9 protein-coding genes are annotated in these 11914 nt (G+C 33.5%); 4 read left to right on the top strand and 5 right to left on the bottom strand.

Annotation, left to right across the window (positions count from 1 at the left end; all coding sequences use genetic code 11):
* Nucleotides 1-13: 13 nt before the first annotated feature.
* From porM to topA, 5 genes are all read right to left on the bottom strand, one after another.
* Nucleotides 14-1555: a type IX secretion system motor protein PorM/GldM gene (gene porM, locus LY08_RS07595; protein ID WP_111659849.1), complete on the bottom strand. Its 1542-nt coding sequence runs from the start codon at nt 1553-1555 to the stop codon at nt 14-16.
* A gap of 39 nt (nt 1556-1594) precedes the next feature.
* The gene (gene porL / locus LY08_RS07590) at nt 1595-2227 is read right to left on the bottom strand and encodes a type IX secretion system motor protein PorL/GldL (protein ID WP_111659848.1); all 633 of its coding nucleotides are present in this window, start codon (nt 2225-2227) and stop codon (nt 1595-1597) included.
* A 68-nt stretch (nt 2228-2295) separates the two neighbouring features.
* On the bottom strand, nt 2296-3657 hold the full coding sequence (gene porK, locus LY08_RS07585; RefSeq protein WP_449406734.1) for a type IX secretion system lipoprotein PorK/GldK: 1362 nt from the start codon (nt 3655-3657) through the stop codon (nt 2296-2298).
* A gap of 170 nt (nt 3658-3827) precedes the next feature.
* Nucleotides 3828-4994 carry a formimidoylglutamase gene (locus LY08_RS07580; RefSeq protein WP_111659846.1) on the bottom strand — a complete coding sequence of 389 codons (1167 nt, stop codon included), beginning with the start codon at nt 4992-4994 and terminating at the stop codon, nt 3828-3830.
* Between the two features lie 6 nt (nt 4995-5000).
* Nucleotides 5001-7511, bottom strand: coding sequence for a type I DNA topoisomerase (topA, locus tag LY08_RS07575; protein ID WP_111659845.1), 2511 nt, complete (start codon nt 7509-7511; stop codon nt 5001-5003).
* Between the two features lie 155 nt (nt 7512-7666).
* Between topA and miaB the strand changes: the two genes are divergently transcribed.
* From miaB to LY08_RS07555, 4 genes are read left to right on the top strand one after another with little or no spacing between them, the layout of a single operon-like run.
* Entirely contained in the window at nt 7667-9112 is a 1446-nt protein-coding gene (miaB, locus tag LY08_RS07570; protein ID WP_111659844.1) for a tRNA (N6-isopentenyl adenosine(37)-C2)-methylthiotransferase MiaB, read from the top strand.
* Nucleotides 9113-9142: 30 nt separating this feature from the next.
* A complete protein-coding gene (locus LY08_RS07565) occupies nt 9143-10075 on the top strand; it encodes a hypothetical protein (RefSeq protein ID WP_111659843.1) in 933 nt (310 codons plus the stop codon).
* Nucleotides 10076-10093: 18 nt separating this feature from the next.
* Complete coding sequence (locus LY08_RS07560; RefSeq protein ID WP_111659842.1) at nt 10094-11365, top strand: sigma-54 interaction domain-containing protein; 1272 nt, start codon at nt 10094-10096, stop codon at nt 11363-11365.
* Between the two features lie 28 nt (nt 11366-11393).
* The gene (locus LY08_RS07555) at nt 11394-11900 is read left to right on the top strand and encodes an LptE family protein (RefSeq protein ID WP_111659841.1); all 507 of its coding nucleotides are present in this window, start codon (nt 11394-11396) and stop codon (nt 11898-11900) included.
* Nucleotides 11901-11914 lie beyond the last annotated feature (14 nt).

The following is an 11914-nucleotide window of genomic DNA, read 5'->3' as shown; positions in this document are numbered from 1 at the left end:
CAAATAATTTTGATTAGTTAGCAACTTCTATTGAAATTGGGCTTGCAGGCTTAATTCTAACATTAGCTCCGCTTGGCTTAGATTTGATATCAAATATCTGAACAGCATCACCACGTCTAGCTTTTCTTAAAGCAGCTTTAGCTTGACCATTTAATTTGTTTCCTGACACATTAACTGTTGCTTGTCCAGGAACTTTAAATTTAAATGACGTTACTGTTAATGGTAAATCAAAATCAAAATCATCAAATACAGCTTTGATAGTACCAATTTCTATGTTGTTACGTGGTAACGATCCTTCAGCTCTACCTGCAATTTCTCCAAATGGTTTTGGAATGTCTTTAATTCTAAATTTAGCATTATCAGACACTTTAGTTCCATCAGGTAATGTACCTGTAACATTAATTGTTACTTCTTTTCCTGTACCAGGAGTCATGATATATTTTCCACCACCTTTTGGTGATAAACCTGTTGCAGATGCTTGTACTTTATTATCTGGTACACCTGCAAATGAAATAGTCATTGGGTTTGGTACACCTCTATACACTACATTCATTTTATCTGCAGAAATTGTTGCAGCGTTTGGTTTAGGTATTACCGCGTAAGAACTTTCAAATGGTAAAGTAATGATTGAATCTCCTTCTTTGAATTGAAATTCTCCTTTAATTTTTTGCTCTCCAACTCTTCCAGCAGGGAACTTTAATAAAGTTTGACCAGCTTGCATAGCATCTTCTGGTAACTCTTGTCCATTTACGATTACTTTATCAGCACGTAATGTTTTATCGTTTTTACCTAAGATGATTTTTCCTGAAAACTGCTCTCCGTTAAAGAATGCTGTTTTATCTGCAACAACAATAGCTTCAAAATTTGTTAAAGATGCTTCTACTTTAAGCTTTCCTGCTAACATAGATGATAACATCTCTGCTTCAGTAGTCTTAATGTCTGACTGTAATTGAGTCATCTTAGTCATTGATGCTACTAATGGGAATCCTTTATAGTGATAGTCTAACCACTCTAATTTTTTACCATCATTGTTGGTTACTTTATCTGTAGCAAATTTCTTTTCTACATCAGCAACGATATCTTTAAGATCTGGATTGTCTGCTAATACAGCTTTTACTCCGTTTCTATAATCTGCAATTTTTCCTAAAAATTCTTGTCCTTTTGGAGTGATTTTATCACCATTAAAGAAATATTGGTCTAACCAGTCTGTACCATCCATAGTCTCATAGTTACTTGGATCTTTAACAGTTGCTGTCATTTTACCTTTTAGGTCTTCTAAGTATGTACTTAAATCGTTTCCTAAAGCTGTAATTTGGTCTGCATCTGCTTTTAAAGGTGCATATTTTGCTGGTTGTTCTTCTACCTTATCAGCTAATCCTTGCATAAATTGAGCATTACGCACGTCTGCTGATTGGTTATTGTCTATTAACTTTGCATTCATTAAACCGAATGCTGATAATACTTCTTTTGACATATTCATTGCAATCATCGCAATAAATACTAAGTACATCAAGTTAATCATTTTTTGTCTTGCGGACTGTTTTCCTCCTGCCATTTCTAATTAGTTTTAAGTTATTAATTATACTAAACCTAATTAGTTTTTGTTCATTGCAGATAACATTCCACCGTAAACTCCATTTAATGAAGATAAGTTAGATGCTAAAGATTGCATTTGCTCTTTTAATTTAGTAGCATTTTCTACAGCTTCTTCATTAATAGATGCTTGACGACTAGCGCTTTCCATTTGTACTTTGTAAAGACTATTTAAAGACTCCATTTGTGCAGCAGCTAATGACATTTCTTCGCCATATTTTTTTGTTGCAGCCATAGAATCTACTGTTGGTGCAATACCTTTAGCAGCACCTTCAAAGTTTTTAATGCTTTCGCCTAAGCTAGCCATTAATTCGCCATCAATTTTAGCTTCTTTTAATAAGTTATCTAATTTTTTAGATAATAATCCTTCAGCTTCTTTTGGATCTTCTTTTCCTTTTTTACCTAAAGATTGTCCTCCAGCTAATTCTGGATATACTAAAGACCAGTCTAAATCTGATTGTTGTCTTTCAAAAGCCGAATATGTAAATACAAGCGCTTCTACAATCATACCAATAGTTAAGATTAAAGAACCGTAAGGCCAGTGCTGAATTTTGAATAAAGCTCCAATAATTACGATTGCTGCTCCTAATCCGTAGATCATATTAGTTACTGTGATTTTTCCTTTTTGTGCCATAATTTCTGAGTTTTAGTTGTTAAGTTTAATTACTTAAGTAGGTTAATGATTATTATTTAGTTTTAATTTTATTTTCTTGCGTTAGCAGTTATATCTGTTCCCATATAATCTTGAACAGTTCTGAAACCTATGTAACTTCTTGCAGAATCTGCATACTCATAATCTCTTGAGCTAACTTGAAGAAAATAAGCAACATCTTTCCATGAACCTCCACGTACTACTTTACGTTTGTTGTTAGGATCATTAACGCTAGGATTAATAGTTGAAGCATATTCATATGATGCTGGATCGTAAGAAGAGTCTACCCATTCTGAAACGTTTCCTGCCATATTATATAAGTTAAAGTCATTTGGCTCGTAAGCATCAGCCTCTACAGTATATAAAGATTGATCTGCTGCATAGTCACCACGTAATGGTTTAAAGTTTGCCATAAAGCATCCTCTATCGTTTTTAGCATACGGTCCTCCCCAAGGGAAAGTTGCAGCTTGAAGACCACCTCTTGCAGCATATTCCCACTGCGCTTCTGATGGTAATCTGTAACGACCTACGTTATGTATTTTTCTTGATCTTCTGTAATCGTTGTGGTATTTAGTTCTCCACTCACAAAATGCTTTTGCTTGTTGCCATGACACACCAACTACTGGGTAATCGCTATAAGCGTCATGCCAGAAATAGTCGTTATGCATTGGCTCGTTATAAGAGTAAGCAAAATCTCTAATCCAAGCTGTAGTATCTGGATAGATTTCTACTTCTTCTTTAATAATTACATCTTTACGACGTAAGTTTTTGTTTTTTGCTGCTTTAGCAATATCCATGTAAGTATATTGGAACTTAAATTTAGTAACATCCCAAGTACGTTGACCGTTGTAAGATTCTTCTAATGGTAAATACATAGTATCCATTACCTCTACATAATATTCGTCTGGATAATCTTCTGTATCAAATATTAAATCAACATCATAGTTAAGTTTTCTACCTTCGTAACCTGTTTCACCTAAACCACTATAATTATCAATCATGTACTTTTCGTAAGCAGACATATCTGTAGTATCTGCATCTTTAAATGCATATTCTCCGATACCACCATCTTCAGCAGTCATACCCACCTCATCTGCAAGAATTGCTAATTTTGTACGGATGGTTGAATCTCTAACCCATTCTACAAACTGACGATACTCACTATTTGTGATTTCTGTTTCGTCCATATAGAAGGAAGCTACTGTCACTGTTTTAGCTGGCGCATCTTGGATACCTGCAAGATCATCGTCTGCTTTACCCATAATAAATGCTCCGCCTGGTACTAATGTCATACCATATGGTTTTTCTGGATGCCATTTTTTTCCTTTGGCACCTACTAGTTGTCCTTTATCTTTTGATCCACAACTTACTAATAGTGCGAAAACCGCTGTTAATAATACAAACTTCTTCATATTCATTGTAAAACTCGAGGTTAATTTAATACTCTAACTATTTTTGAGAGCGTAAACATATTTATATATTTTCTAAAAAACAACTTTTTAACGTAAAAATTTTACATTTCATCGTAAAAAATTTACATTTTAACGATATAAAAGGTCGTTTATCTGTTCGTCTATGACCCTTAAACATTGTTCTTTTGATACGCTTTATACCACCTTTCTGGTATTTTATCGTTACAAGCATCTAAATAATCTTGATGCGTGCAAGGTAATAACGTATGCTTTTTTAATTTATTATTAACATTTGCTAAAAATGGTATTTCTATCCACCAGCGTCCTGTTTTTGTACTTTTATAAAATATTAATTCATGAGAATCGGCCAAAGTGATATATTTTTGATGATTCTTGTCGTTTGAAAAATCATCATCCTTTACCCTACAATTAACACCTTCTATAAAGTACCAAATCATCTGTGAGATTAACATTGAGGTAATTTCATCATCATGAGACGGTTTATATTCATAAATACCAAAGGAAGTCACTTTATTACTTATTCCTGCATATCTTGCTACTGCACAAATTTCTTTTCCATCTAGACCGTTAGGTGACACTTTTTGTTTTAAACTTACTTCTGCTGCTTTTAAAACTCCTAAATCTAATGTTACGATATTGGCATCTCTCATAACTGGTTCAACAAGCGTAATATCGTTTGATACCTCTCCTAATCTATAAGATTCAAAATATAAACGCTCCATTAAATCGATTTCCTCTTGGCTATTAAAGTAAGTTTGATAACCTATTGTGGAATAATTAAATAAATTATAAGGTTGGTCTAAAATGATTTTTCCGACAAAACTGTTGTTTTTTATTGGTTTGGAAGAATCTCCTAAATCAAAAGCCTTATCCACATTAACAATATTAACCATTGGCATCAAACTATCATATGCACGATAATTTGCGTAAGTTAAGTCTTGACTACCACCAATTACTATTGGTATAATTCGTTTTTGAATAAGAATAGTTAAGGTTTCTTTTAGTGCAAAATAAGTATCTTCTACAGTTTCCCCTTTTTCTATATCACCAATATCTGCAATTGTAGTGGACCAACTACCAGGAAATAAAGTGTATAAAGATTTTCTGATTTCATTTAAATTGAAATCTTCACCTATATAATTAACATCGTTTCTGTTTTCTAAAACGCCGAGTATGACAATTTTTATGTCATCTAATTCTGGAATCCCTTCTTGTATAGAATGAATTTTAATTTTTCTACCTAGACATAAAGGTGATAATAATTGATTATGTGCTAATACGGTATCTGAAACTGGAGACAAAAAATTAAAATTCATTTGATTCTATTTCTTTTTAGCTGTCGTTTTTTTCTTGGTTGCTTTTTTCTTTTTTGCAGGCGCTTTCTTTTTAGGTGCCTTTTTTTCTATAATATCCTTAACTTCTTCTAAGGTTAACGCTGCAGCATCTACCGTTTTGGGTAATTCTATCTTAATTTTTCCTTTTAAGATATTATGTCTTCCCCAACGTGCTTTTTCTACACGAATACCTTCATCTTCCCAGTTATGGACAACTTTATCTATTTCTTTTTGGATTTTAGCATCTATTAACTCTTCAATATCAGCATCTGATAAATTATCCCAATCGTATTTTTTATTGACATTAATAAATAGGTCATTCCACTTTATAAATGGTCCAAAACGACCTTTACCTTTAGTAACACCATGTCCTTTATAGTTATATATTGGCGCATCTGCAATTTCTTTTTCTTTAATTAACTCAATTGCATCTTCAATTTCTATATTTAAAGGATCTTGTCCAGGTGCTAATGAGACAAACTTTTTACCATATTTAACATAAGGTCCAAATCGTCCGTTATTAACTTCTACAACTTCGTCTTCATATTTACCCAAAGTACGTGGTAGTTTAAATAGGTCCATTGCCTCTTCATAAGTAATACTACCTAATTGTTGATCTGGTCCTAAACTAGCAAAGGTTGGTTTTTCTTCATCGTCAACTGTCCCCATTTGCACCATAGGTCCAAATTTACCTAAACGCACACTTACTTGCTTTCCTGTTTTTGGGTCTTTACCTAATATTCGTTCTCCAGATTCGCGATCTGCATTTTCTTTTACATCTTCTACTACTGGGTGAAACTTCTTGTAGAAGGATTTCATCATCTTTTTCCAGTCCTCTTTACCTTCTGCAATATCGTCAAATTGGTTTTCTACTTTTGCTGTAAAGTTGTAATCTAATATGCTTTCAAAATGATTGACTAAAAAGTCTGTAACAATCATCCCAATATCTGTTGGTACTAACTTACCTTTATCAGAACCTACTTTTTCTGTAAGGGTATTATCTTTTATATTACCTTCTTCAAGAACTAACTGTGTATAGTTTCTTTCTACACCTTCAATGGTTCCTTTTTCAACATAATTTCTATTTTGAATAGTTGAAATAGTAGGTGCATAAGTAGATGGTCTACCAATACCAAGTTCTTCTAACTTTTTAACTAATGAAGCTTCAGTATATCTATATGGTGCACGACTGTATCGTTCTGTAGCAGTAATGTACTTATTTAATAACGTTTCGTTAGTTTTCATTGCAGGAAGCATGCCTTCTTGCTCTAAATCTTCGTCATCTGTACCTTCTAAGTAAACTTTTAAAAATCCATCAAACTTAATGACCTCTCCATTAGATGTAAAGGTTTCATTATGTGTATTAGCTTCAATTTTAACATTGGTACGCTCTAATTGTGCTTCACTCATTTGAGAGGCTATGGCGCGCTTCCATATTAAATCATATAATCGTGCTTGGTCGTAATCTATATCTACAGTGTGTCTTGTAAAATCTGTAGGTCTAATAGCTTCGTGTGCTTCTTGTGCTCCTTTAGATTTTCCTTTAAAATTTCGCTCTTTTGCATATTCTTTACCATATGCAGCAACTATTTCTTTTTCGGCTCCTTTTCTTGCTTCGTCAGATAAGTTAACACTATCTGTTCTCATATAAGTAATCAATCCTGCCTCATATAATCGTTGAGCCATAGTCATGGTTTTACTTACCGAAAAGTATAATTTACGTGAAGCTTCTTGTTGAAGCGTTGATGTTGTAAATGGAGCAGCTGGAGATTTTTTTGCTGGCTTTTTAGTTAAGTCTGCAACTTTAAACGTAGCATTGGCATTACTTTCTAAAAAGTCTTGTGCTTCTTTTTTAGTAGAAAATGTTTTAGGAAGTTTTGCCTTAAACGTCTGTCCAGCTTCATTAGAAAACTCTGCATCTATCCTATAAGAGGCTTCTGGTTTAAAATCTTGTATTTCGCGTTCACGCTCTACAATTAATCTAACAGAAACCGATTGTACACGTCCTGCAGACAAACCACCTTTAACCTTACGCCATAATACTGGTGATAGCTCATAACCTACAATTCTATCTAACACACGTCTTGCTTGTTGTGCGTCTACTAAATCGTAATCTATTTGTCTTGGGTTTTCTATTGCCTTTTGGATTGCAGATTTAGTAATTTCATGAAAAACAATACGTTTAGTCTTATCTTTATCTAGTTTTAACGACTCTGCTAAATGCCAAGCAATTGCTTCTCCCTCTCTATCTTCATCACTTGCTAACCAAACCATTTCGGCTTTTTTTGCAAGGTCTTTTAATTTTTTAACTAGTGCTTTTTTATCTGAAGACACTTCATATTTTGGATCAAAATCGCCATCTACATCTACACCTAATTCCTTAGAGGGTAAGTCTGCAATATGACCAAAACTGGACTCGACTTTAAAGTCTTTTCCTAAAAATTTTTCAATTGTTTTTGCTTTTGCAGGTGACTCAACTATTACTAAATTCTTCGCCATTCTTCGGTTTTTGTGAGTGCAAAGGTATATCAAAAAAAATTTATCTTCCTAATTTTATAAGTTTTAGCTAAAATTTTAAGTCTGTCAGATTGTCATAATTTTAAAATAATCCTATCTTTGCGTGCTTATTGAATGCGAGCGATTTCGATATATTTATGGAAAAGACAATAGACGAAACTAAACAAGGGGAAACATTAGTAATTCCTCAAAAAAAGGAAAACACTAAAAAACTTTTTATTGAAAGTTATGGGTGCTCTATGAATTTTAGTGATAGCGAAATTGTTGCATCCATTCTTCAAAACGAAGGTTTTAATACCACTCAACATCTTGAGGAAGCCGATTTAGTATTGGTTAATACTTGCTCAATACGTGATAAAGCAGAACAAACCGTTAGAAAGCGTTTAGAAAAATACAATGCTGTAAAACGAATTAATCCTAAAATGAAAGTAGGTGTTTTAGGGTGTATGGCAGAACGCTTAAAAAGCAAGTTTCTTGAAGAAGAAAAAATTGTAGACCTAGTGGTTGGACCAGATGCTTATAAAGACTTACCTAATTTAATTGCTGAAGTTGATGAAGGTCGAGATGCTATAAACGTCATTTTATCCAAAGAAGAAACCTATGGAGACATCTCTCCTGTACGACTAAATAGTAACGGAGTAACAGCATTTGTATCTATTACTAGAGGATGTGATAATATGTGTACGTTTTGCGTGGTTCCGTTTACTAGAGGACGCGAGCGTAGTCGTGATCCACAAAGTATTATTGAAGAAATTAATGACTTATGGGCTAAAGGCTACAAAGAAATTACGCTTTTGGGTCAAAACGTAGATAGTTACCTGTGGTATGGTGGAGGATTAAAAAAAGATTTTGAAAAAGCATCAGATTTTGAAAAAGCAACTGCTACAGATTTTGCTAAACTTTTAGAGTTATGTGCTAAAGCACAACCTAAAATGCGTATTCGCTTTAGCACGTCTAACCCACAGGACATGCATCTGGAAGTGATAGAAACTATGGCTAAATATGATAATATTTGTAATCATATACATTTACCTGTACAAAGCGGTAGTAACCGAATTTTAAAAGCGATGAATCGCCTACATACTAGAGAAGAATATTTTACCTTAATAGATAACATTAAAAAAATAATTCCTGGTTGTGCTATTAGCCAGGATATGATTGCTGGTTTTCCAACCGAAACTGAACAAGACCATCAAGACACATTAAGTTTAATGGAATATGTAAAGTATAATTTTGGTTACATGTTTACGTATTCTGAACGTCCAGGGACTTTAGCTGAACGTAAATTTGAAGACGATATTCCAGAAGCAACTAAAAGCAGACGCTTAAGCGAGATTATTGCGCTTCAGCTTAAACATAGCGAGTACAGAACACGTCAGTTTTTAAATACAACTGTTGAAGTATTAATAGAAAAAGAATCTAAAAAATCTAACCAACAATGGTCAGGACGCACACAACATAACATTGTTTGCGTGTTTCCAAAAGCAGACTATAAAGTTGGTGATTTTGTAAATGTTAATGTAACAGATTGTACTAAAGCTACACTAATTGGTGAAGCAATTGGACTATCAAACAACAACTAATTTTAGACATAACGAATTAAATATAGTATCATGAAAAAATTATTAATTGCAGTATTATCATTAAGTGTATTTACTGCTTGCGAAAACGAACCTCTAGAAGGTTTTTTTCCCGGAACAGATGGAATAACTAATCCAGGTGATGGAAATCCAGGTGGTGATGGAACAAACCCATTACAACTAGACAATTACACCTTTGATGTGGATACCGAAATCCCTTTTTTAGGACCAATAACCATCAACACAGATTTTATATTTAATGCTAATAACAAAGTATCATCATTAGATGTAGAGACTATTGCTTTTGGAATTCCTATTATGGCAACTGGTACTATTACAAGAGATGGTAATGGTAAAATTATTGGTGCCAAAAACTTTGAAGGCACAACGCAAATAAACCAAACAGACGTATTCTACTCTTCAGGAAATACAATTTCTCAAATTGTTTATGACGATTTTGAAGATGATGCTGAAGATTATGTTTATGACTTTACCAGCTCAGGAAATACTATTACAAAAACAGAAGCAGGCAACCCAATATCTACAGTGTATACTACTGATGCTTCAGGGCGATTAATTAAAAAAGAATCTTTTGAAGCTGGTGCAAGTATCCAAGTAGAGAATTTAACTTATGATGCTAATGGAAATTGTGTAACTGTAGTATCCTCTGGTCAAAATAACAATAATACAACCTATGGTTTTGATGGATTAACAAACCCACTAAAAGATGGATTTAGTGACCAATATTGGTTAACCATATTAGATGATGATTACGATTCTGAAGCTGGTCCAGCAATTGTACAGTTTCACAGCACCAACAATTGGAGTTCTGTGTCTGCAGACGGAAGTACGGTTACTTTTATGATGACTTACGATGCCGATAATAGAATAGTAAGTAGAAATGGCACTTTCTCTTTAGACGGAGTAGATTTAGTACAAGAAGAAACTTTTAATTACGTCAACTAAAAACAATTAAATTTTAAAATGGAATCGGTTCAATCCATAAAACAACGCTTTGGAATAATTGGAAATAGCCCAAGTTTAAATCGTGCTATAGAAAAAGCAATCCAAGTAGCTCCTACAGATATATCTGTGTTGGTAACAGGAGAAAGTGGTGTTGGTAAGGAGAGTATTCCTAAAATAATTCACCAATTATCACATCGTAAACACGGAAAATACATTGCAGTTAACTGTGGAGCAATTCCAGAAGGCACCATAGACAGTGAGCTTTTTGGACACGAAAAAGGTGCTTTTACAGGTGCTACAGCAACCCGAAGTGGATATTTTGAAGTAGCAGATGGTGGGACTATTTTTTTAGATGAAGTGGGAGAACTACCGTTAACAACTCAAGTCCGCTTATTACGTGTTTTAGAAAATGGCGAGTTTATTAAAGTAGGGTCAAGTAAAGTACAAAAAACCAACGTACGTATAGTAGCTGCTACAAACGTTAACATGTTTGAAGCTATTAAAAAAGAAAAATTTAGAGAAGATTTATATTACCGTTTAAGCACTGTAGATATTAACCTTCCACCTTTACGAGAACGCCAAGAAGACATTCATATTCTATTCAGAAAATTTGCTAGTGACTTTGCATTAAAATATAAAATGCCAACTATTAAATTAACTGATGATGCTATCCAGTTATTACTAAAATACCGCTGGAGCGGAAACATTAGACAATTACGTAATGTCGCAGAACAGATTTCGGTTTTAGAGCAAAATAGAACTATAAGCGCTGCCACATTAAATAGTTATTTACCCTCAGGAAGCTCTAATCTTCCCGCTGTTATTAAAACCACTAAATCCGAAAGCGATTTTAGTAGCGAACGTGAAATATTGTACAAAGTGCTGTTTGATATGAAAGCTGATTTAAATGATTTAAAGAAGCTAACCATGGAACTAATGAAAGCTGGCAATGCCAAAGATGTTCAGAAAAATAACGAAACTTTGATACAGAAAATTTATGGCGAAGATGAAGATAAGGCAGAGTTTGATGAACAAATCCAAGATTTAGAAATATTATCCATTTCTGATAATGCTTCTAACACCTCTCAACCAGACGTTGAAAACACAAAGGACAAATACCATTTTGCAGAAGAGATTGAAGAAGAAGAAACCTTGTCTTTACATGATAAAGAATTAGAATTAATCAAAAAATCTTTAGAGCGTCATAACGGTAAACGTAAACTAGCTGCTGAAGAATTAGGGATTAGCGAACGTACATTGTATAGAAAAATTAAGCAATTTGATTTGTAAATTGTCGTTATCAAGTTAAAAAACATCAATGAAATATTTAAAATACAGTTTACTAATCATTATCGCTTCAACAGTATTAGGATGTGGAGCTTACTCATTTACAGGTGTTCAAGACCTTGGTAATGTCGATACGTTTCAAGTTAATTATTTTCAGAATAATGCAGCTTTAGTAGAACCTGGACTAGAACGAGATTTTAAAATAGCTTTAGAAGATTTAATACAAAATCAAACTAATTTAAGTTTAGTGACTTCTAATGGCGACTTGGTTTACGAGGGAGAAATTACAGAATATCGTATTTCTCCAACCACAGCAACTGCAAACAGTACTGCTGCACAAAACAGACTAACCATAAGTGTTAACGTAAGATTTTATAATAAAAAAGATGATGAAAACGACTTTGAAAGATCATTCTCATTTTTTTATGATTATGCTGGTAGCGAGTTATTATCAGGCTCGACCAAAACAACCGCTTTTGAAGAAATTTTTGAACGCTTAACACAAGATATTTTTAATGCCTCTTTAGCTAATTGGTAAAAACCAATTAAATA

It is taken from the genome of Olleya aquimaris, assembly GCF_003259525.1.
In the GTDB taxonomy this organism is placed as follows: domain Bacteria; phylum Bacteroidota; class Bacteroidia; order Flavobacteriales; family Flavobacteriaceae; genus Olleya; species Olleya aquimaris.
The sequence above is the reverse complement of the archived record's forward strand: the minus strand, read 5'-3'. Positions and strand labels throughout refer to the sequence as shown.